The 21,847-nt window shown below is 58.2% G+C and carries 21 protein-coding genes; 15 read left to right on the forward strand and 6 right to left on the reverse strand.

Going from position 1 to position 21,847, the window contains the following annotated elements; all coding sequences use genetic code 11:
• Positions 1-77: 77 nt before the first annotated feature.
• From UH5x_RS14230 to UH5x_RS14240, 3 genes are read right to left on the reverse strand one after another with little or no spacing between them, the layout of a single operon-like run.
• Positions 78-965 carry an RAD55 family ATPase gene (locus UH5x_RS14230; protein WP_047815856.1) on the reverse strand — a complete coding sequence of 296 codons (888 nt, stop codon included), beginning with the start codon at positions 963-965 and terminating at the stop codon, positions 78-80.
• 23 nt (positions 966-988) lie between these two features.
• The gene (locus tag UH5x_RS14235; RefSeq protein WP_482632767.1) at positions 989-2,422 is read right to left on the reverse strand and encodes an NAD(P)/FAD-dependent oxidoreductase; all 1,434 of its coding nucleotides are present in this window, start codon (positions 2,420-2,422) and stop codon (positions 989-991) included.
• Positions 2,419-3,753, reverse strand: coding sequence for an MBL fold metallo-hydrolase RNA specificity domain-containing protein (locus UH5x_RS14240; RefSeq protein WP_482632768.1), 1,335 nt, complete (start codon positions 3,751-3,753; stop codon positions 2,419-2,421). The genes UH5x_RS14235 and UH5x_RS14240 overlap by 4 nt, the downstream gene beginning before the upstream one ends.
• A gap of 193 nt (positions 3,754-3,946) precedes the next feature.
• On the opposite strand from UH5x_RS14240, the gene UH5x_RS14245 reads away from it, so the two are divergent.
• The 4 genes from UH5x_RS14245 (at position 3,947) to UH5x_RS14260 (ending at position 9,145) form a co-directional block, all read left to right on the forward strand.
• Entirely contained in the window at positions 3,947-4,315 is a 369-nt protein-coding gene (locus tag UH5x_RS14245) for a hypothetical protein (RefSeq protein WP_482632769.1), read from the forward strand.
• A 210-nt stretch (positions 4,316-4,525) separates the two neighbouring features.
• Positions 4,526-5,593 carry an N-acetyltransferase DgcN family protein gene (locus tag UH5x_RS14250; protein ID WP_482632770.1) on the forward strand — a complete coding sequence of 356 codons (1,068 nt, stop codon included), beginning with the start codon at positions 4,526-4,528 and terminating at the stop codon, positions 5,591-5,593.
• The gene (locus UH5x_RS14255; protein WP_482632771.1) at positions 5,557-6,639 is read left to right on the forward strand and encodes a dipeptide epimerase; all 1,083 of its coding nucleotides are present in this window, start codon (positions 5,557-5,559) and stop codon (positions 6,637-6,639) included. Before UH5x_RS14250 ends, UH5x_RS14255 begins: the two co-directional genes overlap by 37 nt.
• A gap of 58 nt (positions 6,640-6,697) precedes the next feature.
• Entirely contained in the window at positions 6,698-9,145 is a 2,448-nt protein-coding gene (locus tag UH5x_RS14260) for a serine hydrolase (protein WP_482632772.1), read from the forward strand.
• 151 nt (positions 9,146-9,296) lie between these two features.
• Here the strand turns inward: UH5x_RS14260 and UH5x_RS14265 are convergent, their stop codons facing one another.
• Genes UH5x_RS14265 through UH5x_RS14275 form a run of 3 tightly spaced genes read right to left on the reverse strand, consistent with a single transcriptional unit; the run spans position 9,297 to position 12,510 of the window.
• The gene (locus UH5x_RS14265) at positions 9,297-11,126 is read right to left on the reverse strand and encodes a hypothetical protein (protein ID WP_482632773.1); all 1,830 of its coding nucleotides are present in this window, start codon (positions 11,124-11,126) and stop codon (positions 9,297-9,299) included.
• A complete protein-coding gene (locus UH5x_RS14270; RefSeq protein ID WP_482632774.1) occupies positions 11,123-12,118 on the reverse strand; it encodes an ABC transporter ATP-binding protein in 996 nt (331 codons plus the stop codon). The genes UH5x_RS14265 and UH5x_RS14270 overlap by 4 nt, the downstream gene beginning before the upstream one ends.
• Complete coding sequence (locus UH5x_RS14275) at positions 12,115-12,510, reverse strand: GntR family transcriptional regulator (RefSeq protein ID WP_482632775.1); 396 nt, start codon at positions 12,508-12,510, stop codon at positions 12,115-12,117. The genes UH5x_RS14270 and UH5x_RS14275 overlap by 4 nt, the downstream gene beginning before the upstream one ends.
• Positions 12,511-12,783: 273 nt before the next feature.
• On the opposite strand from UH5x_RS14275, the gene UH5x_RS14280 reads away from it, so the two are divergent.
• From UH5x_RS14280 to recJ, 11 genes are all read left to right on the forward strand, one after another.
• Entirely contained in the window at positions 12,784-13,356 is a 573-nt protein-coding gene (locus tag UH5x_RS14280; RefSeq protein WP_482632776.1) for an RNA polymerase sigma factor, read from the forward strand.
• Positions 13,349-13,966: a hypothetical protein gene (locus tag UH5x_RS14285; protein WP_482632777.1), complete on the forward strand. Its 618-nt coding sequence runs from the start codon at positions 13,349-13,351 to the stop codon at positions 13,964-13,966. Before UH5x_RS14280 ends, UH5x_RS14285 begins: the two co-directional genes overlap by 8 nt.
• Entirely contained in the window at positions 13,963-15,030 is a 1,068-nt protein-coding gene (locus UH5x_RS14290) for a hypothetical protein (protein ID WP_482632778.1), read from the forward strand. The genes UH5x_RS14285 and UH5x_RS14290 overlap by 4 nt, the downstream gene beginning before the upstream one ends.
• A complete protein-coding gene (locus UH5x_RS14295; protein WP_482632779.1) occupies positions 15,027-16,115 on the forward strand; it encodes a type II secretion system F family protein in 1,089 nt (362 codons plus the stop codon). Before UH5x_RS14290 ends, UH5x_RS14295 begins: the two co-directional genes overlap by 4 nt.
• Positions 16,112-17,182 (forward strand): type II secretion system F family protein, encoded by a 1,071-nt coding sequence (locus UH5x_RS14300; protein WP_482632780.1) that lies wholly within the window; start codon positions 16,112-16,114, stop codon positions 17,180-17,182. Before UH5x_RS14295 ends, UH5x_RS14300 begins: the two co-directional genes overlap by 4 nt.
• Positions 17,182-17,607: a type IV pilus modification PilV family protein gene (locus UH5x_RS14305; RefSeq protein WP_047815868.1), complete on the forward strand. Its 426-nt coding sequence runs from the start codon at positions 17,182-17,184 to the stop codon at positions 17,605-17,607. The genes UH5x_RS14300 and UH5x_RS14305 overlap by 1 nt, the downstream gene beginning before the upstream one ends.
• Entirely contained in the window at positions 17,604-18,143 is a 540-nt protein-coding gene (locus UH5x_RS14310; RefSeq protein ID WP_482632781.1) for a hypothetical protein, read from the forward strand. The genes UH5x_RS14305 and UH5x_RS14310 overlap by 4 nt, the downstream gene beginning before the upstream one ends.
• Positions 18,144-18,340: 197 nt before the next feature.
• The gene (locus tag UH5x_RS14315; RefSeq protein ID WP_482632782.1) at positions 18,341-18,667 is read left to right on the forward strand and encodes a hypothetical protein; all 327 of its coding nucleotides are present in this window, start codon (positions 18,341-18,343) and stop codon (positions 18,665-18,667) included.
• Positions 18,668-18,761: 94 nt separating this feature from the next.
• Positions 18,762-19,619, forward strand: coding sequence for a DUF1559 family PulG-like putative transporter (locus UH5x_RS14320; protein ID WP_482632783.1), 858 nt, complete (start codon positions 18,762-18,764; stop codon positions 19,617-19,619).
• Positions 19,620-19,829: 210 nt separating this feature from the next.
• Positions 19,830-19,994, forward strand: a complete 165-nt coding sequence (gene rpmG / locus UH5x_RS14325) for a 50S ribosomal protein L33 (RefSeq protein ID WP_007324504.1) — start codon at positions 19,830-19,832, stop codon at positions 19,992-19,994.
• Between the two features lie 39 nt (positions 19,995-20,033).
• The gene (gene recJ / locus UH5x_RS14330) at positions 20,034-21,833 is read left to right on the forward strand and encodes a single-stranded-DNA-specific exonuclease RecJ (protein WP_482632784.1); all 1,800 of its coding nucleotides are present in this window, start codon (positions 20,034-20,036) and stop codon (positions 21,831-21,833) included.
• The last annotated feature ends 14 nt before the right edge of the window (positions 21,834-21,847 follow it).

The raw sequence follows: 21,847 nt of genomic DNA on the forward strand, positions 1-21,847 counted from the left end.
TTGGTTGCTCGCCGATTTTTTTGCGCAGGCAGGCATTTCCAACCCAAGAAACCCTCGGTTCAGGCCGCCAACGACGCTCAGGCGGCGTCGCCAACCACCAAACCGGCTTCGGTGATTCGGTACGGAACGATCGATTCCTCGCAGAAACTGCCACGATGTTTCGCGACACAGAGCGCCCGCCCCATCTTGTTTCCGTCGCGCGTTTTGCCCATCAGGATGATCGTGTTGGCATTGGACAACACATCCCCGCTCTGGATCGGCCGAGAGATCAAATCATCCAACATCACCTCGTGCGAGGTCGCTAGCAGCAGACTGCCAAGCTCCTGATGGTCGTATCCATGAGCCTGGATCGACTCCGCGTTCTCTCGAAAATGAACGCGAAACAGATCTCGGGCCAGCCAATCGTGCTCTTTGCGAAGGATCTGATTCTGAATGTATTCGATCAACTCGAACTGAATCGATTCAGCTGCCCGATCGACCGGCTCCACCCCATCGATCACCACTCGCCGGACCCCATGGGCAAAGTTGCCATAGAAAAACGCGATCGCGCGGTCCAGTTTTTTGGCCCGCTCGGACGACCAGCGACGCCAATCGTCGGCGTCCATGTCCGTGGAAGTCACTCGGCGGCCGGAATCGCGAAACAGATGCATGCTGTCGCGACGCATTTTTTCGCGGTTCCACACTTCACTCAACGCAACCGGTTCGTCTGCCGAAGCCTCGGACAATTGCCACTCGACCAAACGCTTGGCGTACTCGGAGTGGTTTTGCGAATCCCCTCTTGAGGTCAAGTCAAACACGATGCCGCGTTCGCCTTCCTGGGTTTGCCCTTGCTTGGCGAACTGAATCCCGAGCTGCGTTTTACCGATTCCAGTTGCTCCCAGCACGACCGTCATCGTTCCGGGCAACAGGCCTCCTCCCAGCATCTCATCCAAAGCGGGAATACCTGTATGCAATCTCTGACTCATGGTGCGTCCATTCTCGCGGGGTTTTAAGAATTCAAAAGCAGATGCTCGGCAGCGATTCGTCCGCTGTCCATGGCCCCCTGAATGCTGGGCGTCTGACAGTGATCGCCCGCGATCCACACCCCTGCCCTACCCTGCCCTGCCCCGCTGTCGTCTGCGGAAGGAGCTGCACCCGATGACATTTCGGGTAGAGACACATTGCCGTCTCCTAAGTTCGCCCGCCGCCAATCTTCCCACGCAGGTGATTTCACCACCGTGTCCAGTGACATTTTCGGTAGCGAATAGGGAACTCGAAAAACACGCCGCAGTCTCCACCGCATCGCCTCTTCCCCGAACCAATCCTTCAATTGCGATCTCACTCGAGCATCCAGGGCCTCGTCGTCCAGACCGTCCGCTGGCTCATGATCGCTGTCGACGCTGATCGAAACCAACGCCTTGCCAGGCGGCGCGTACGACGGCGCCACATCGCTCAACACCACGGCACTCTGAATCGGCCCCGACTCATCGCCTCGCAACATCAGCAACCGATGCGAATCCGGTGATTGCTCGGCCGAGTAATACAAATTGGTCGTTCCGAACCAGGGCGTCGCGATGGACTCCATCCCCAACAATCTCGCCGCCGCACTCGCAGGCGTCGCGATCACCAGGTGCCGGCACATCACCGCCGTCCCATCGGACAACACCACTCGGTGCCTGGCATGACCTGGCAACTCACTCCCAACCGCGGTCCGCTCCGATTCCGAAAGCGACTCGATGGATTTCACGGTCGTACGAAATTGCACCGATCCTCGCGGCAACGATTCTGCCAACTGCCGGGGAATCGCCGCCATTCCATCCGCGGGAACGGCAATCTCGCCACGGGCAAACATCCGAAACACAAACTCCAACATCCGGCTGGACACCGAAAGCGACTCATCCAAGAACACCCCGCCCAAAAACGGACGGAAGAACTGGTCAATGATTCGTTCACTGAAACCCTCCGCTTGCAAGCGATCCATGGTCGATGACGCTGGTCGCTCGTACAAATCCGACAAGGAACCACGCAAGCTGTCCCGACGCAATTTCGCGATCCGCAGCTTGTCCGCCAAGGAACCAACGGGATTCATCGCCGACGGAATCGCTTGCCCCGGTCTTCGCCAGGGATCTCCCAAAACCCGAAACTGACCGTTTTGGCGGATCAAGGCCCCAGGTTCGAAGGGACGCAACCGCAGCCCGTCATAATCCAGAAAACGCCGGCAGGCGGGATACGCCGTGAGCAGAACTTGAAAGCCATGGTCCAGCGTGAACCCGTCGACCACGTCACTGCGAACGCGACCACCCACCCGATCGGTCGCTTCCAAAATCCGAAATTCGCGGCCCGCCTCTGCCAACACGCGACCGCAAGTCAGCCCAGCCAATCCTCCACCGATGATCAACGTTTCCGTGAATGATTTGTCGGTGAATGATTCCGAATCACTCATATCAGGTGGTAACCCTTGGCGGTCAGTTTTTGAGTCAACGCTCGCTTGGCGGCGTAGTCGCCGTGCACCAATCGAATCTCCTTGGGTGCATCGGCCATTCCGTCGACCAACGCGATCAAATCTTGCTGATCGCCGTGCGCTGAATAACCGGTCAACTGATGCGTTTTGGCTCGCACATCGTATCGGCGACCATCCAAACGCACCCATTCGCTCCCGCGAGAGATGTGATTTCCCGGCGTGCCTCCCGCTTGATAGCCCGCAAACACGATGTCGGTCTCTTCTTGGCCAATGAACTCTTTGAGGTAATTGACCACCCGCCCTCCCGTGCACATGCCACTTCCGGCAATCACCACCGCGGGCAGTTTGTGCTGAGACAAGTACCGAACCGTTTCTTTGTGTTCGGTGTGGCTGCCGACCGTCGTCAGGTTTTCGAACACCAGCGGTTGATCGTCGGTTTCCAGTGTCACCTGAGCCTCTTCGCCCCAGTGCGATTTCATTTCCTTGTACAGCGCGGTGAAACGCGAGGCGAGTGGCGAATCGACGATCACATCGACTCGTTTCATCAGCGTTCGATGTTCCGTCTCTTGAATGCGTTCAAAGATGGCGTTGAGCTCATACAACAACGCCTGGGTACGCCCCAGCGAAAAGGCCGGCACGATGGTCACGCCCGAATCATCCAGTGTTCGCCGAATGACTGCCTCCAGTTCCGCTTGTCGATCGGCCTTGGGTGGATGCAACCGATCCCCGTAAGTGCTTTCGAGCACCAACAAATCCGCTCGCTCTGGACTGACCGGCGGATTCAAAAGCGGGTTGGTTCCCGCTCCCACATCACCACTGAAAACAGCCCGCCGACCGTCCGCCAATTCGATCTCGAACATGGTCGACCCCAGCACGTGACCGGCCGGCAACAACCGGACCTTCACCCCGCCGGGACAGTCATGCCACTGATGGTAAGCGAGCGGCACCAACAGCTTTCGAATTTTCCCCAGAAACTGCTTGATCAGCCGCTTGGAACGCGTGAACCCAATCTTCAAGGCGTCTTCCATCACCAGCGGCAACAACTTCGCCGTCGGAACACTGCACAGGATGGGATGGCTGAATCCCGCCGCCAACAAATAGGGAATCCGGCCCGCGTGATCGATGTGCACGTGGGTCAGCAACAGTGCCTGGATCCCTCGGAGCGAAAACTCGATCTCAGGGTTGGGCCTCTTCCGAGCGTCCTCGCCTTGGAACAAGCCACAGTCAACCAACAAACTCTTGGAATCATCGACCCAAAGTTGGTGACAAGAACCAGTGACACCGTCGTGTGCACCGTGGTGAACCAATTTCATAAGCGACATCAGAAGCAAGACAAGGAGAAACAACGCGAGCGGTCCGTCACATCACCGCAGCAGTTTACCACGCGGGGAATGGGTCGAGGGCCCGCAGCGAGATCCCGCCCGATGACCAAACGTGTCACGCCTCCGTCCGATGTCTTGGGTGTCGCCGCTTCTCCCCCCTTCGAAACACCCCAGGACACCTCCCATGGCCAAGTTTTACGTGCAATCAGGTACTTTCCGCAGTGTTGTCGCCGCTGACTCGGCTCGCAAAGCCGCTTTGTGGGCGGTCCACCAAGTCATGCAGCAAGTCCTGCCGACGGACGAAGACAACGACTCACTGCCCGCATCCGGGACCAACAACAACCCCGCCAGCCAGTCGCCAGACTGCCAGTCCCCCGCCAGCCCGCCCGCTGGATCCACGCCGGTCGCGGTCCTGGACGGCCGAGTCCGAATCAGTGAACGCGGTTACGATCGCAACGACTGCGCCGAGATGCCGACCATGGAAGTCGTCGCGGAGTGGAACCAGATGGTGCTCACCCTCGATCGACTGCAACAAATGATGCGGCGTGCGTGATTTCCTCGAATTCCGCCGTGCGCGTTTTCGAAACAGATTTACGCAGCGGCGCAAGACTCGATCCAAGTCGGTTGCTAGCCTATTTCGAATCCCACACGGCTTCGACGATTGCCTTGGGTTGGGACAGTCTCTCTCAACAGACCTCCCCACCCCAAGACGGTTGTGGATCCGATCCCCCTTTTCACGAACTCGTGATCGATGGAGATCCAGTTGTTAACCCAGCATCGACGAATCGCTCTGCTCACCGATGGTGCCTCCACGCCGTTCCTGGCCAAGACCGCCATCAGCCTGTTGCGCTATCGCAGCCCTGACATGGTTGCGGTGATCGACCAAGAGCATGCGGGCAAAACCTCAGCGGAACTGTTCGGTGCAGGCGACGCCCCCATCGTCACTCAGTGGTCGCCCGAATTGGACTGCGATGCGATCTACATCGGCATCGCCCCTCCCGGAGGCAAACTCCCCCACGCCTGGCGTCCTCAACTGGAAGCCGCCATTCGTGCGGGCGTCGATGTGGTTTCAGGACTTCACGACTTCCTTTCCGAAGACAGCGAATGGTGTCACCTCGCGAAGCAGTCGGGGTCTCAAATCATCGATGTCCGCAAGAACCACTGGAAAGAAACTGCCACCGGGAAACCCTTCCGTGAAGAGTGCGTTCGCATCCATGCAGTCGGGCACGATTGCAGCATCGGCAAGATGGTCACGACAATCGAAATCGATCGAGGCCTTCAAGCCGCAGGCAAATCGTCCCGCTTCCTCGCAACTGGCCAAACCGGAATCATGATTTCCGGCCGCGGCGTTCCCGCGGACTGTGTCGTCTCCGACTTCGTCAACGGTGCCGTCGAATACCTGGTGCGTGACAACGAGGACGCCGACTTTCTGATCGTGGAGGGACAAGGCAGCATTTCCCACCCGGCCTATTCCGCGGTCACCCTGGGCTTGCTGCATGGCTGTGCCCCACAGGGATTGGTGTTCTGCTACGAAGCCGGTCGCAGCGAAGTCAAAGGATTCGATGGTTGTGCCATCCCACCGCTCGAGCAACAGATGCAGGCAATCGAACAACTCGCGAATTTGCGTGGACCTTCTAAGTTCATCGGTGTTTCAATCAACACTCGAAACCTGTCGCTTGAAGATGCCAAACGCGAAGTGGAACGAGCCGAACATCGATTCGGTTTGCCGGCCTGCGACGTTTACCGCGACGGTGCTGACAAACTGGTTCAAGCCGCGTTGGAACTGCAAACCGCATGCGTTCCCAGCGCCCTGCAGGAGACCGACGCGTGACACTGACCATGTATCCAATTCGCTTGCCCCTGCGCGACCCGTTCACAATCTCGCGAGGAACCATCACGCACCAAGACAGCCTGGTCGTCGCGTTGGAACATGGCGGGATCACGGGCTACGGCGAAGTCACCGCCAACGACTACTACGGGCACACGCTTTCCGCGATGAGCGATGCTCTAAAAAGCCTGAGCGAGGACGATCTGGCAATGTGTTGTGAGCACCCGCCGGAGAACCATTGGCAGCGTCTATCAGAGCAACTCGGCGGTGACATGTTCTCGCTGTCAGCACTGGACATGGCCAGCCACGACTGGCACGCACGAAGTTCCGGATCGACGCTTTGGCATCACTGGGGACTGACATGGAACCCCGATCTGCAATCCAGCTTCACGATTGGCATCGATTCGATGGAAGAGATGCGGCGAAAGCTGGACGCCGACTCCGGCTGGGACCTCTACAAGATCAAACTGGGCACCGAATACGACCTGGAAATCATCCGCCAACTTCGTCAATGCACCACGGCGACTTTTCGCGTCGATGCGAATTGCGCCTGGTCGGCTCAACAGACAATCGACTACTCAAAAGAACTTCGGCACTTGGGCGTTCAATTCATCGAACAACCCCTGCCCCGCTCCGCCGATCCCGCTGACAAGCAACGCGTGTTCGAAGAATCATCGCTTCCAATCATCGCGGATGAAGACTGCCAAACCGAAGCCGACTTGAAAACTTGCTTCGAATTCTTCCACGGAATCAACGTCAAACTTTGCAAGTGCGGCGGGCTGACCCCGGCTCGCAAGATGCTGACCGAAGCCAAACGGCACGGCAAACTCACGATGGTCGGGTGCATGGTGGAATCGCCCATCGGCATCAGCGGAGCCGCCCAGCTCGCGCCGCTGCTCGATTTCGCCGATTTGGATGGGGCGAATCTGATCTCAGACAGCCCCGCCCATGGCGTTGAAGTCATGCGTGGGCACCTGAAGCTGCCAGTCCAATTGGGAACCGGTGCGGAATTGGTCCCCACCGCCCTGCCCCACTTCCTGATCCAGTGAACCACTTAGCAATCCTCTGCTTCCTGTGTTTCGTTTCACCCAGCCACAACGCACGATCATGAACCACGAACAGCTCTCCGGTCACATCGTTCCGAAACGATCCCTCGTCCCACCGACGCCCTTCGTTGGACGAAACAGCCGAGCAGCTTCAGCGAGCTGGCTGGCAGGAATTGCGTTGGTGTTCATGACTTCGACCTCCCTGCATGCCGACGAATCACCCGCGGCAAACGCCACGGAGCATGACTACCGCCAACTCATCGAGCAGCTGAACCAGTCGATTCGTTCCGAGATGGGACAGAAACAAATCCCAAGCTTCTCGATCGCCTTGGTGGCGGATGGGAAGGTTGTCTCCTCCGCAGGATTTGGATTCCAAGACACCAGCAAAACGGTCCCAGCATCCGGGCAAACGGTTTATCGAGTCGGCTCGATCTCCAAGCTGCTGACCGACGTCGCCTTGATGCAACTGGTCGAGAAAGGTGAACTTGATTTGGATCAACCCATCCAAAAGGTGTTGCCTGAATTCAAGATTGCCGATGCCGAACACACTTCGAAAATCACGCTTCGGCAACTGACGCAGCACCGCGCCGGCATCGTCCGTGAATCACCGGTGGGGAACTACTTCGACCCCACTGAACCAAGCCTCGAAGCAACTGTCGCCAGCCTTGCAAGCACGCCATCCGTTTATGCTCCGGGCAGTCGAACGAAGTACTCCAACGCGGGCGTGTCCGTCATCGGACAGGCGGTCGAGCAAGCCGCCGGGATGCCGCATCCCGACTACGTCCGAGAACAGGTGCTCAAACCACTTGGGATGAAACACACCAGCTTCGAAAAAGACAAAGCCCTGGCAAAGCACACCGCCGATGGTTGGATGTGGGGCTATGACCGCCCAGCGTTTGCCGCCCCTGAATTCCTGCTGGGCACCGGTCCCGCAGGGAACCTGTATTCCAGCGTGGAAGACCTGGCCCAGTTCAGCTTGTTCGTGATGGGGCAGCATCCCAAGAAAATTCTCGAGGACGCTTCGCTCACCGAAATGCTGCAACCCGGTGAGACCCCCGATGGGAAGCCATTGCCCTACGGAATCGGTTTTCGAATCAGCGACTTTCACGGCCATCGTCGTGTCGGTCATGGAGGGGCCGTGTATGGATTTTCAACTCAGCTCGAAATTTTGCCCGCTGAACAGATCGCTGTCATCGCTGCCAGCTCACTCGACGGAACGAACAACTGGATCACTCGCATTTGCGATCAAGCACTTGAGGGCATGCTCGCCGTCCGAAGCGGCAAAGAAATCCCACCCTCCGTCTCCACCGAGCCAGTGCCCCGCTCACGGGCTCGTAGCTTGGCCGGCATCTACTCCTCCAGGCCCGGCGACGCCTCTCGAACGGTGACGGTGGACTGGATCGGCGACCGCCTGCTGCTGTGGAAGGGAACGTTCCAACGAGAAATCCGCAGCCGCTCGGACACGGGCGAACTGGTCCTGGACGATCGCTTTGGGTTCGGCACAACGATCCGACAAGACAAGTCATACCTGGTCATCGACGATGCGACCTACACGCGACTTTCCGATGCTCCCCCGCCAGAAATTCGCGACGAATGGCGAGACCTCATCGGGGAGTACGGCTGGGACCACAACACGCTTTTCATCCTCGAACGCCACGGCCAACTCCACGCTTTGATCGAGTGGTTCTATTACTACCCGCTCACTCCGGTTGGTAAAGATCGCTTCGCTTTCCCCGACCACGGCCTTTACCACGGCGAAGAGCTGGTTTTTCAACGTGAAGAATCAGGCGAGATCACCGAAGTCATCGCCGCCCAGGTTGGCTTTGAAAAACGCGAGGTGGGAACCAAAGCCGGCGAGACCTTCAAAATCAAGCGGGAACTTCCTGTCGACAAACTGCGAGAACTGGCTGAGTCTGCCGAACCTCCTCGTGAAGAAGGTGATTTCCGTGCCTCCGAACTGACCGAACTGACCAAGCTCGATCCCAGCATCCAATTGGACATCCGCTACGCGACGACCAACAACTTCATGGACACGGTCTTCTATCAACAACCGCGCGCGTTCGCGCAGCGTCCCGCCGCCGAAGCCGCCGCGAAGGTGCACCAAGAGTTGGCGAAACAAAACCTGGGCCTGCTGATCCATGACGCGTATCGTCCCTGGCGAGTCACCAAGATGTTTTGGGATGCGACCCCCAGCGAAATGAAAAACTTCGTCGCCAACCCAGCGCAGGGCTCACGGCACAATCGAGGCTGCGCGCTCGACCTAACCTTGTTCGACCGCTCCACTCGCGATCCCATCCCAATGGTTTCCGGGTACGACGAGTTCAGCAAACGTTCCTTCCCGCTGTATCCCGGTGGCACCCAGCGACAACGATACTACCGCGGCCTGCTTCGACGAGCGATGGAGTCCGCCGGTTTTCAGGTGTATGAGTACGAATGGTGGCACTTCGATTTCGACGGCTGGCAGAAGTATCGAATCGGCAATCTTCCCTTCGAAGAGATTTCCAATTGAAGCTCAGCCCCACGTCATCTCGGTAGTGGACGAGGCCAGGAGTCCCTCGCTCAAGGATTCGTAGCCTCATCCACTCCATCGCTGACTCAAGGATTCGTGGCCTCATCCACTACGTTAACTCGTGGCTTTGTCCACTACCGCCGACAACCACTCATCGGTGAAGGTCACGTCCGACGGCCCATGGCAGAATCAAAACTCTCGCCAGCGGTATCACCAACGCGATCACCATCGCGATCGGCAAGAACATCGGTGTCCAATTATTCCAGGGTTCTCCCAAATTGATTCGCTCGGGCAACACCATCATCAAAACAGCGGAAAGCAAAACCACGGTGACACACCACACCGCGACTGATTTTGCGATCCAAGTTTTGGGTGTCCCCGGTTGCCGAATGGCCTGCACGAAAGCCACCAAGACCGTGGCCACCTTCGCCCATAGCAACCAAGTGACCCAAGTTGGAATTTGCAAAACGCCAAGTCGAAACTCCTGCAGCATGACCTCCCACTCACTTTGGCTGACGAACCAAGATCCCAAGCGATACGCTCCCCAAATCAACAGCCCACTGGCCAAGAACGTGACCGCGGCGGTGACTCGGCGATCGGCCATCAACGCCAACCACAACATGGCCAGGCCTCGTCCAACCAAAACCACGGTTGAGAACATCGCAATCGCAAGTGACACCCGAACTCCCATCGCAACAGAACTCACTCCGGTACCCGACGCCATCGACTCGGACCATCGATTCCACACCGACTGGTTGGACGGGATGGCAAAGGCACCCAACACGCCAAACGTGACCAACGATGTCAACAACACCAATCGGATCGTTCGCCACACTTTGATCGCGGCCAGAACTTCTCGCGAAACCGGGCTGACCGCCAACAACAATGGCATCGCCCTGCCCTGCGACCCTCGTCGCATGCCGCTGACTTCTCCCCAACCGCCCGCTGTCGACAACGCGGTGTACGTCAACACGATCAAACCAGCGACCACCACGGACGCAAAATTAAGCGGCAAACAAGCCAGCAACACCAGCGTCGGCAAGCCAATCCACGCGATCATCGACCACCGCATTGCCCGTGACTGACGACCGTCAAACCACGCCAGCGCCGACGCTTGTCCACTTCGCCGCACCGACGCCCCCACACCAAGAATCCACTCGCCGATCGATGATGCAAACTCACGAATCCTCGCCGTGATCGAACCAGCATCATCCAGGCCATACGAGTTGGCTCGGGCAAGCTCAAGTGATCGATACGTGACCCAAAGAGTTCCACCCCAAAGCAAGAGCAACAGCCATGGAAAATACGCGAGCAGCAACCATTTCGGATGATCCGGATCCAGTGCTAGGAACGGCCAACACATCACCATGTATCCGGTCGGAATCAGCACCAGCAAAGTGAGGACTCGATACCCGTTCCAAGAAAATGGTCGCCAACAAAACGCCAACACCGCCATGGATCCGGTGCCGAGTGAAATCCACAAGGCAGGATAGATCCAACGCTCATGTTCACTGCGGTCCACCATCGACAACTCAATCGCGGACGCGATCATCAACAACGAGATCGCAATCGCCGCATGCCGAGCCACAGCGGCGACCAACACCAATCGGCTCGATGGAACCGGACTGCGCAGCAGGAATGCGTCGAATCCAGAGGCTTTCCGCTCCACGTCCGGTCCCGACCAATCAATTGCGAAAATTGACCACAACAACAACGGGGCTTGCGTCACCGCCATGACCCCCGCGATCGCATTGGACGCGAGCAAAACATCCGTCCCAAACAATCGGTGTATCCACGCGGCCAGAGCGACACCAACCAAGGACAGCAACCAAAGCCTTTGCCACACACCGCCCCAGCGAGCCCAAAGCAACCGCGCGGCAGCAAGACAGTCCTTTTGCCAATCGTTCCGACGGTCGCTGTCGAACGTGTCATTCGCGGGCAAACTAGCCCCCGTCGATGGCTGAATGGTCGATGCGTTCATGACACGGACTCCATCGAGGCATCTTCGCGGCCTGACATTTTGTCCGAATGATCCCCAGCCGTCGCTGACTGCCGCGGGGCTCGCACATGAGCTTCGAACAATCGCTTCAGCGTCACATGACGACTTTCGATCCATTGCCACTCGGGCGGCAGTGTTGCGGGCGACAAATCGGTTTGCCGGGGCACCAACAGCGACCATTCACCGTCTTCCTGATGCCAGCCCAAACCTGCTTCCACCGGACAATCTCTCCGAGCGTGCTGCGTCGTGATCGTCTCGTCACGTGATCGCAATATCCATTCTTCGTAGCGTTCGTCGACCGCCATCATCGGCATGGATTCAATCAGTTTGCCCTGATGCATGATCGCGACTTGATCACACACTCGGCTGACTTCGTCGAGCAAGTGACTGCTGAAAATCACAGTCCGGCCTTCCAAGCTGACTGTCCGAATGATCGCTTGCAAAATGTCATCGCGAGCGATCGGGTCCAGCCCGCTGCCGGGTTCATCCAAAACCAACAAGTCCGGCTTGTGAGCGATCGCGGCAATCAAACCCGCTCTTGCTCGACCGCCCTTGGAGAGCGAACGAAGTTTGGTGTCCGGTGACAACTCGAACCATTCACACAGCTCCGCCGCGTACGCTCGATCCCACCTCGGATAGATCGCTTCGCAAAATCCCGTCAGATCACGGACTCGCATCCAAGTCGGCAAGCTGTCTTCTTCAGAAAGGTACCCAATTCGCCGCATCACTTTTTCCCGATCGGTGATCGGGTTGCATCCCAGCACGCGGACCCTGCCGACTCGCGGTTGATGCAACCCCAACAAGTGACGCAGCAAAGTTGTCTTGCCGGCACCGTTGAGTCCCAGCAACCCAAACACGGTTCCCTGCGGGATCTTCAGCGAAACATCGTCCAGTGCTTCCGTCCGGCCGAATCGTTGACTTAGGTTTTCGACCACCACGGCGTCCGGCACCGACGACTCTTGAACATCGTTCATGACGATTCCCCCCGTTTGCGTTGCAACTCTTCATCGCGACGGAGAATCCATTGCGACAACTCTTTCGCATCCACGCCCAGCCCTTGCGAGAGCACGAGCAATTGATCGATCGCGGGCTCAATCGCTTCCCGCTTTCCTTTCGCGGACATCGACGTTGGCGACGACGAGACAAACGTGCCTCGGGTGCGACGTTTCTCGACCAAGCCCGCTTGTTCGAGTTCGCGATAGGCTCGCGCGATGGTGTTCGGATTGACCCGCAATCGCTCCGCCAACGTTCGGATGGCGGGCATCTCGTCTCCGCCGGAAAGCTGGCCCGACAGAATTCGATGTCGAATATGCTGGACCACCTGTTGGTAGAGCGGCACGCCGTCGTCGGATAAATGAATCTGCACAACTGACCCCTTGTGTTAACCCATTGATACAACTGTCGCAGCCACGAGTCAACTGTTTTCTTGAATTTCCGCCTGACGCTCCGTCGTGCTCAGGTCGGAGACCGGTGCTCGTGCTCGTGCTCGTAATCGAAACCACGAGCACGAGCACGAGCACGAGCACGAGCACGAGCACGAGCACGAGGGCGAGGGCGAGGGCGAGGGCGAGGGCGAGGCGGCAAACATTTTTTCAAATTGTTTAGACAAATGACTCGCTGGGGCGCATCCTGTTGTTTGATGAGCATCCCCACTCCCTTTTCGCAACGCGTTTTCCAGTGCGTCGACCACATGGTCGTTCACGGCGGGGATGCGGTCGCTGGCCTGATCGACCTGACGTCGAGCCGGATGGTGCGGTTTGCCACGACGATCACGCGGAACCAGCACGACGCGGAAGACGCAGTGCAAACGGTGCTGGTGAAAGTCGCTGAGCGGCCACGGTTGGTCCGCGATGCCGACCAGCCCTGGAATTACTTGCTGCGAATGGTCCGCAACGAATCACTGCTGATCGCGCGACGAAAACCTCGTTGGAGCCTGATCGACAACCTGGCGGACCTGCTGACCGTCCGGCGAGTCGACGAACTGGAACAAGAAGAAACGATTCGAGAGGTTTGGCGAGCCCTTCGCAAACTTCCCACCGAACAAAGCGAAGTGATCGTGCTCAAGATCTGGGAACAAATGACGTTCCTTGAAATCGCCGACGTCCTGGAGATCACTCCTGGCACATCGGCCAGTCGCTATCGCTATGGAATGCAGAAGATGACCCAGCTTCTTCGCGGTGACGTCGAATCGGAGGTCCCCACGCATGGCTGATCGCAACTCGTTCCTCAACACTGCAAAGCACCTGGTAGCGAAACTCGTCAAGAGTTTCGAGGATTTGGTAGCGAAACTCGTCAAGAGTTTCGACGACGATCGCCGGAAACCGAAAGTCTTGACGACTTTCGCGACGCAAAGAACGCACGACGCCGATCGAAAGCAACGCTGCACGGCATTGCCCGACCCACCTCTCAGCAACCACGGCTACGAATTGGACAATTGGCAACTTCAAAACGGTGAATCCATCGAAGACTTGATCCGCGATGCGGGTCGCTACGTGCGACCATCATCCGAGCTTCGTCCACGGGTTCTCGAATCCGTTCGCCACCAAAAGCAAACGCGAAAACAAACCGGCGGCGCATTGGGAATGATTGGTCTGGGCATGGCCGCCATGCTTTCTTTCGTTTGGGTGGGACAGTCAATGCAATCCATCCCACCGCTGCCGCGGATGAGCAGCGAGGAAGTGGAACAAAAAGCCATGCTGCGATCATCGCTGACGAACCAATCGTTGGACTGGGCGTTGATGGAAGTGATGGATGACCAACGTCCAACGAAACAGGGCTCACACAACGTCCAATCCAATCAAGCAGCGGGACGCCGACCATGAGCGAACCTCGCTTCTCTTCAGGACCTGCGACCACCGCTGCTCAGGCCGATGCCTTTCACGATGGACTCGCGGCCGCGGTGATGGCTCGCGTCCCCATTCACTTGGGAACCGGCGGGTCCGTGAGTGGAAAGCTGACGCTGGAAAAAGTCGGCTTGTTGAAGCGGCAACCAGCGGCGGAATGGCCGACCCGATACCGGGCGGCACGAGAAGTGTTCGACCGCACTGGAAACATGCAGATCGTCTTGGATGGACTGACCCACAACACGCGTTCCGAACGAACGCTGTCTCGCTTGCTGTGGGGATCGTGCATCTACTTGCTGACCTTGGCGGTGGTTGGTTACTTGGGACTGGCATTCTTCACCCACTTCATTGGGCCCAGCATCAATGCCCTGCGTGCCGACATGGAACTGGTTCCTTCCACACCAATGGTCCCTCGCTCGGATCCGATCATTGATTTCCTGCCGACAGTGCTCGTCGTCGCGCCTTTCATCTTGGTCGGCACCTGTCTGTTGATTTGGATCACCGGCGGCGTCTCCCGATGGGCCACCCGACTCGGTGGCTCCGCGTACATCCGTGACAACGCCTCGGCCGTTGCCATGCGATCGATCGCCGCGATGGCCAAAACCGGTGTCCCGGCTGAAGAAGCGGTGAACTTGAGCTGCGATCTGCTCGGCAGCAGTCCGGCGGCACGCAACCAAGTGCAAACCACGCTTCGCGGCAGAACGCTCAACGCAGCGTCCGAGGTGACGCTGCTGAGACTGGGAACTCACTTCCGAACCAGCGCCAACAACCGGATGAGCGTGTTGAAAGTCGCGTTGCCGATCGCGCTGACGTGCTTGATCGGCGGAACCGGTGCGCTCGCATACAGCCTGGCGTTGTTCAACCCGCTGGTGTCGCTCATCCATGACCTGTCGAAGCCCACTCGCGAGCTTCCCACTGGCAACCTGCCAACGAACTGGGCTCCGAAACCACCGATTGCTCCTCCACCCATCGCGGAAGGACGCGTTGATCCCACACCAACCCGAGACGCAAACGAGGGATTCACGCCAGGAGTGACATCATGACAGCCACTCCTGACGACGAATTGATCCCAGAACTGGTTGCACCGGGAGCACCTGGATTGCAATGCGTTCAACAGCAGATCGAACAGTTGCTACTGCGACGATCCATGATCGCATTGCAATTGCACCAAGCCGCTCAGCAATCGGTCGGCCCCGTGGCCCAGCAAATGGAATGGATGAGCCGGTGGTTCGACCAACCAATCACCGCGGACGACGTGCTGCATCACCCTGACGCCCTGGCGATCTGCCAACCGTTGCTGGTGGCTTCGAAGGAGCACTCGTCCGCCGAAGTTGCCCATGAGAAAACCCGACTCGAAGACGCTGTCAGACATTGGGAAAGCACGCTATCGAGCCGACCGACTCGAAACCGCCTGTGGATCATTCTCGTCTACCCGTTGGTTCTCGCCTTCGCAAGCATCACAATCTTGATGGTCATCTGCGTGCTGCTGGTGCCATCCTTTGAAGAGATGATGGATGAGTTTGGCCTAGCCCTGCCCTACTCCACTCAAACTGTGTTCGCCGTTTCCCATTTCACTCGCGACTATGGCTTGTGGCTCCTCGCCGCCTTGGTTGCCATCGTGCTGGTCTCGCAACTGGTTCGCTATCAGGCGCACCGCGTCGGCCAACATCCACCGTGGGTCCGCTTGGGCCGTCGACTGTTCATGCCCGCCAGATTGGTTTGGGCCTCCTGGGCCGAGCATGTCGCGATGATGCTGGACGTCGGCCTGACCCGAAGAGAGGCCTACCAAATCGCAGGTGAAAGCAGCCCATCTGGTTGGATGTCCACGCTCAGCAAGGGATGTGTTCAGTCAATCGACGACGGCAGGGTTCCACTTTCTGGCCCCACACACATCCATGGCAAACCATGCCACCTGATGATCCATGCCGTGCAAACCCAAACGGTTCCCCAGCAAGCGGATTGCATGCGAGATGTCGCCGCAATCTATCGTGATCGTGAACGGCACCAACGCCGTGACATTCTGACTTGGGTGTCGCCACTGATCGTTTGCATGCTGGGGATGACCATCGGCTGGGTCATGGTTGCGCTCTTCATGCCCCTCGTCCAACTCATCAGTGGTTTGACATGAGCACGCCATCCGCCCCAACGCACAACACACCCGATGGCTTGCTGGCTCTTTCGTCGATCCCGCAACGAGCCTTGATTCGGACTCTGTTGGTCGCTCATCAAGAACGCACGAACCCAGCCAAATGGGTGCATCTTCTCGCGGCCGAATTCGGCGGCCCGATTGGAATGCGAATGAATCACCTGGCCATGCTCTTGAAAGAGGGCACCCCCGTCGCGGATGCCTTGGAACAAACCCCAGGCATCCTGGCCCCTTCCGGCCTGATGGCGATTCGATTGGCAAGCGAAACCGGAACGCTGAATGAAACCTACGAAGCCCTGATCTCCGACCAAGGACTGGAATCCGAGTCCACTGATTCCAGTTGGCGGAATCCTCGCTCGGAATTCACACGGGTGACCCTCGGCTTTGTCTTTGCTTGGTTCATCCTTTCGTTCTTGATGATCTTCATCATGCCGACCTTTGAGAAAATGTTCGAGGAGTTTGGCCTGGAACTTCCTGCGATCACTCGTTCGCTGATCTCGGTCAGCCATCGTGGTGGCGAGTTTTTCTTTTTCGGGATCGCCATTTTCATGATGCTCCTCCTGGGGCGTCTGCTGTTCTTCGGCGAGAAACGCCCCCAGCGATTCAACCCGTTTCGTTGGCACGAACGCTTCGTTCCACCGTCCGTGAACCTGCTGTCACTCCTGGCAATTGTGGTCGGCTCCGGCCGTCCCATCGCCTCGGGACTGGAAACACTCTCCAAGTGTCACCACGTTCCCCAAACAAGACGTCGACTCGCCGCATCCTGCGAACGAGTGGAACGAGGCGAAGATCCTTGGACCACGCTGGCCAACGAAAGGATCCTGACCAAACGAGAATCCCAGGCTTTGTCGGTAGCCGGCTCGAGCGACGTCCAAGCCTGGTTGCTGCAATGGCTGGCAGAATCGCGATTTGACAAGCGTTCGATTCACCGCCACTTGCTGACGCGAGCGGTCTCCTTGGCCAGTCTGCTTCTGCTAGCCGGGGTCGTGGCCTGGGTTTGCATCGCGGTCTTCCTTGTCCTCACAAGCCTGATCGGAGCCCTCGCGTGATGAACCATTGCTCCACAAGCCGAACCTCGCCATCTCGCAATGCCTTCACGATGATCGAATTGGTGGTCGCCGCCTCGATCATGATCGCGCTGATGTCCGTGGTCACCTCATTGACGTTTCGCATTCACGGGGTTTGGCAAGACACCAACCAACAACGCCTCGCAACCTGGGCGGTGTCCAGCGAACTGGAACGCATCACGTCGCTTCCAACGGATGAAATCGCGACCGCTCTCGACCAACTCCAAGCCTCCGCGGAACTCCAAAACATGTTGCCTGAACCCGAATGGTCAGGTGAGTTTCTCGATGACGAACTCGGCCCGCGTGTCGCCCTGCGTCTGAACTGGAAACGCCGCCATCCAGGCATCCCGCTCGAATTGGTCGGTTGGGTTTTGAGCACGGACACCGAGGAGGAAACATCGCCATGAATCGCTCCCCCAAACGCCACGCGCACTCCTTGGTGGAACTGATGATCGTGCTTTCAGTGCTTTCATCACTGATCACGGTTTCCGTCGGCTGGATCCACCAATCCATGAAACTCTCCAAACAAATGCACTCCCGGCAAGCTCACCAAACCAACTTGACCCGTCTATCACGGATGATTCGTGACGACGCTCGCGCCGCCAGCGAAGCCTCCGTCGATGGGTCAAAACTGACTCTGGCTTCTTTGAACGTCGTGTACCAAGTCAACGGCCCGATCATTCAGCGGACCGAACAAATCGACGCCAGCACCACGCGAACGGATGTCTTTGAATTGCAACCGGGTTCACGTGTCATTTGGAACGACACCGAACTGCCCCAAGCGATCACGCTGCAGATCAAACGTTCCAGCGGCACTCCCATCCCAAGTCGACTGCCGCAAACAAACGAATCCAATTCGCCCAACTCGGACACGACCAATCGCAACGACTTGCATCTGCGGATGGAACTGAATCGGTACGCACGATTTGGAGTGAAGCCATGAGACAAACACCCGCACTTCACGCTCCCTTCGAAAGGATCGAGCGAATCACCTCCGCTCTTCCCCCTCCCTCTGGGAGGGTCGAGCGAAGCGAGGGGAGGGCCAAGCAGAAACTCAGCACACAATCCCCCAGGCCGCCACATCAAGGAGCCGCCCTGATCTACGTGCTGGTGTGCCTGGGCATTTCGGTTTCGCTGGTCATGACCTCTCTGAAAAGCAGCCTGACTCACCGCCGACAAACCAGCCACCTCCTTCGCGTTGAACAAACCGATTGGTTGCTGGAAGCTGGATTGGTCCGAGCTCACCGACAACTCCGCGACGACAGCACCTACACGGGAGAAATCTGGTCGGTCAGCGATGCGATTCGCGGTGACGAACCCGCTGAAATCGAAATCGAAGTGACGCGAGACGACGCCTCGGAGGATTCCCTGATCGTTCGCGTGTCCGCTCGTTTGGGCCAGCAAGAACCCGAAAACCCCCCTCGCATCCAGCGTTCCCACACGTGGCAAATCGCCGCCGCGTTTTAACGTGCCCCCACATCGCCGCCGCGTTTTAACGTGCCCCCACATCGCCCCACCCTGCCCTTTCCAACCAGCCACACCTTGAAACCAGGAATTTACCATGGCCACGACATTCTCCTCCTCGCCACGGCGCACGTTCACGCTGGTCGAACTCTTGGTGGTGATCGCCATCATCGGCGTCTTGGTCGGCCTGCTGTTGCCGGCGGTCCAAGCCGCACGGGAAGCGGCGCGGCGGATGAGTTGCGCCAACAACATCGCTCAGATCACCCTGGCCACTCACAACTACGAATTCGCGATGGAGCACTTGCCGCCAGGAACCACCAACCCGACCGGTCCCATCGTCAACACACCCAACGGCGAACACATCGGATTCCTGGTTCGCATGCTGCCTTACATCGAACAACAAGGTGCTGCCGACGACTTTGATTTGACCGCCAGTGTCTACGCTCCGGTCAACGCCAAGGTCCGTTCCTACCAAATCTCCGCCTTCCTCTGCCCTTCGTTTCCATTTGGCATCAACGATGAGAAGACGGCTGGCCTGTCCAACTACGCCGGCTGCCATCACGACGTCGAAGCCCCGATCGAGGAAGACAACAACGGGCTGCTGTTTCTCAACAGTGAGGTTCGCTACAGCGACATTTACGACGGCAGCAGCCACACGATCCTGATTGGCGAAATGATCCCCACCGTCGAATCACTTGGTTGGGCGTCCGGGACACGAAGCTCGCTACGAAACACCGGTTCGCAAATTGGCGGCGGGATTCGAGCGTTGGGTGCCGCGGGCATGAACGAAAATCCCCCCGAGTTTGTCGGCGGCTTTGCCAGCGAGCACCCCGGCGGTGGCAATTTCGGCTTCGCCGATGGCTCCGTCCGATTCCTGTCTCAGAACACCGACCCACAGATTTTCACCTACCTGGGTCACCGAGCCGACGGAGAATTTGTCGACGGGGAGATGTAGCGGGCGTTTCCACTTCCGCGTCCTCCCAATGCTTCCGCGTCCACTCAATGAACGATGTCGACCAAAGGAGCATCACCCTCCCCAACCAAATCAACGAACTTTCCCCCTGATTCGCCCCAAAAAAGTACGACTTGCCAAAATCGCATCGGGCTAGTCATACTCTGGGGCTCGAAAATCTCATTTCCTCGACAAACCACGCCGGCACGTCTGATGTCCAAGAGCAAGAAAAAAGCAGAAACCATCTTCCTGGTCTGCGAAGAAACCGGACAGTACAACTACACCCTCCGCAAAAAGCCTGGTGGGGAAAAACTTCGTTTGAAGAAGTACAACCCCAACCTGCGCAAGCACACCTGGCACGCTGAAAAGAAAAAGTAAGCTTCTCAGCGCAGCACCCATTCAAGGACGACGGTCGATTTGAGTACCGATTCCAGCTCGATTTCCGATTCCAACCAGCTTGTTGATTCCGGGACGAAGCGGGAATGGCGGATCACTCCGCACGATGCTCCGTTGGTCGAACAACTGATTCGCACCACGGGACTGCCTCCGGTCGTCGCTCAGTTGCTCGTCAGTCGCGGCGTTTATTCGCAAGAAGATGCGGCCACGTTCTTGGACACCAAACTGACCAGCCTGCGTGATCCGCAGTTGCTGCCCGGTGTGCCTGCCGCCACCGAAAAAATTCTGGCGGCCGCGGAAGCCAAAACCCCGATCGTCATCTACGGCGATTACGACGCCGACGGCATGACCGGATCCGCGATCCTGGTCAATTGCCTGCGATTGCTCGGGGCCGAGGTCAGCTACCACGTGCCCAATCGACTCGAGGAAGGCTACGGCCTGAACGAGGACTCGATTCGCAAACTGGTTGCTCGCGGCAAGCAAATGATCGTTTCGGTCGATTGCGGCATCGCCAGCCTGGAGTGCGCGAAACTCTGCCGCGAACTGGGCGTGACGCTGATCATCACCGATCACCACCAGATCGGCGACGAACTGCCCGACACTGACATCATTGTCCACCCGCGACTGCCCGGAACAGCCTACCCGTTTGGCGAACTTTGCGGGGCTGGCGTGGCCTTCAAACTTGCCTGGTCGCTGTGCCAAGCCAAATGCGGGCAGAAGAAAGTCACGCCCCCGATGAAGCGATTCTTGATGCAATCGCTGTCGCTGGCCGCCATCGGAACCATCGCCGACGTGGTCCCACTGCTCGACGAAAATCGCGTGCTGGTCAATCACGGCCTGCGAGTGATGCAGACCGAACCGCTGCCGGGCTTGTGGGAGCTGATGAAGCTGACCAAACTCGATCAAGCCAGCGAACTGACAACCGAGAACATCTCCTTCGGCTTGGCCCCGCGACTCAATGCCGCCGGAAGACTCGGCCAAGCCCAACTGGGCATCGAGCTGCTGACGATCGAAGCCGGCGACCGCGCCGTCGCGCTGGCTCAGTACATCGATCAGCTCAACGGAACCCGCGACACGCTGCAACGAAGCGTTCAACTGGCCGCACAAAAACAAGCCAACGCCGACTTCGATCCCGAAAAAGATCCCGCGCTGGTCCTGGCCGGAGTCGGCTGGCACACCGGAGTCATTGGAGTCGTCGCGGGTCGCTTGGCAGAGAAATACGCCAAACCCGTGATCATTCTCTCGCTCGACACCGCGGGCAAAGTCGACGCGACCGGATCGGGACGCGTCGGCGGCACCGGCATCAACCTCTACGAAGCCCTGCGAGAATGCGACGACCGGCTGATTCGCTACGGCGGTCACCCAGCCGCAGGCGGCCTGACGATTCGCGAATCTGACATCGAAGCCTTCCGTGGCGACTTCTGCGAAGCGGTTTCGAAGCAGTGGTCCGAGCAAGAGTTGGCGCCGGCCATTCAAATCGATGCGGAAGCGCCGCTTGGCCAATTGAATCTGCAAACGATGAAGCAGATCGAAACGATGGCTCCGTTTGGCGCCGGCAACCCGCGACCGGTGTTGATGGGCCGCGACATTCAACTCAGCGAACCGGCCAAAAAGATGGGCAAGGGTGAAAACCACCTGTCCGTGCGTCTGAAACAAGGCGAACGCGTGATTCGCGGCGTCGCCTTTGGTGCCGCCGATTGGTGCGAACCGCTGAACCAGCACAACGGCCCGATCGAGATCGCTTACCGGCCCGTCATCAACGAGTTCAACGGCTACCGCAGTGTCGAAGTTCACCTGGTGGACTGGCGAAAACAAACCTGAGACGGGCGAGAATC

The sequence above is a fragment of the Rhodopirellula sp. UH5 genome, assembly GCF_056839225.1.

What these genes read in the sequence shown, in the direction of transcription:
- UH5x_RS14230 (WP_047815856.1), bottom strand. Translation starts at nt 965, where the DNA reads ATGAGTCAGAGATTGCATACAGGTATTCCCGCTTTGGATGAGATGCTG.
- UH5x_RS14235 (WP_482632767.1), bottom strand. Translation starts at nt 2,422, where the DNA reads ATGAGTGATTCGGAATCATTCACCGACAAATCATTCACGGAAACGTTG.
- UH5x_RS14240 (WP_482632768.1), bottom strand. Translation starts at nt 3,753, where the DNA reads ATGAAATTGGTTCACCACGGTGCACACGACGGTGTCACTGGTTCTTGT.
- UH5x_RS14245 (WP_482632769.1), top strand. Translation starts at nt 3,947, where the DNA reads ATGGCCAAGTTTTACGTGCAATCAGGTACTTTCCGCAGTGTTGTCGCC.
- UH5x_RS14255 (WP_482632771.1), top strand. Translation starts at nt 5,557, where the DNA reads ATGCGTTCCCAGCGCCCTGCAGGAGACCGACGCGTGACACTGACCATG.
- UH5x_RS14260 (WP_482632772.1), top strand. Translation starts at nt 6,698, where the DNA reads ATGAACCACGAACAGCTCTCCGGTCACATCGTTCCGAAACGATCCCTC.
- UH5x_RS14265 (WP_482632773.1), bottom strand. Translation starts at nt 11,126, where the DNA reads ATGAACGCATCGACCATTCAGCCATCGACGGGGGCTAGTTTGCCCGCG.
- UH5x_RS14270 (WP_482632774.1), bottom strand. Translation starts at nt 12,118, where the DNA reads ATGAACGATGTTCAAGAGTCGTCGGTGCCGGACGCCGTGGTGGTCGAA.
- UH5x_RS14280 (WP_482632776.1), top strand. Translation starts at nt 12,784, where the DNA reads ATGAGCATCCCCACTCCCTTTTCGCAACGCGTTTTCCAGTGCGTCGAC.
- UH5x_RS14285 (WP_482632777.1), top strand. Translation starts at nt 13,349, where the DNA reads ATGGCTGATCGCAACTCGTTCCTCAACACTGCAAAGCACCTGGTAGCG.
- UH5x_RS14290 (WP_482632778.1), top strand. Translation starts at nt 13,963, where the DNA reads ATGAGCGAACCTCGCTTCTCTTCAGGACCTGCGACCACCGCTGCTCAG.
- UH5x_RS14295 (WP_482632779.1), top strand. Translation starts at nt 15,027, where the DNA reads ATGACAGCCACTCCTGACGACGAATTGATCCCAGAACTGGTTGCACCG.
- UH5x_RS14300 (WP_482632780.1), top strand. Translation starts at nt 16,112, where the DNA reads ATGAGCACGCCATCCGCCCCAACGCACAACACACCCGATGGCTTGCTG.
- UH5x_RS14305 (WP_047815868.1), top strand. Translation starts at nt 17,182, where the DNA reads ATGAACCATTGCTCCACAAGCCGAACCTCGCCATCTCGCAATGCCTTC.
- UH5x_RS14310 (WP_482632781.1), top strand. Translation starts at nt 17,604, where the DNA reads ATGAATCGCTCCCCCAAACGCCACGCGCACTCCTTGGTGGAACTGATG.
- UH5x_RS14315 (WP_482632782.1), top strand. Translation starts at nt 18,341, where the DNA reads ATGACCTCTCTGAAAAGCAGCCTGACTCACCGCCGACAAACCAGCCAC.
- UH5x_RS14320 (WP_482632783.1), top strand. Translation starts at nt 18,762, where the DNA reads ATGGCCACGACATTCTCCTCCTCGCCACGGCGCACGTTCACGCTGGTC.
- rpmG (WP_007324504.1), top strand. Translation starts at nt 19,830, where the DNA reads ATGTCCAAGAGCAAGAAAAAAGCAGAAACCATCTTCCTGGTCTGCGAA.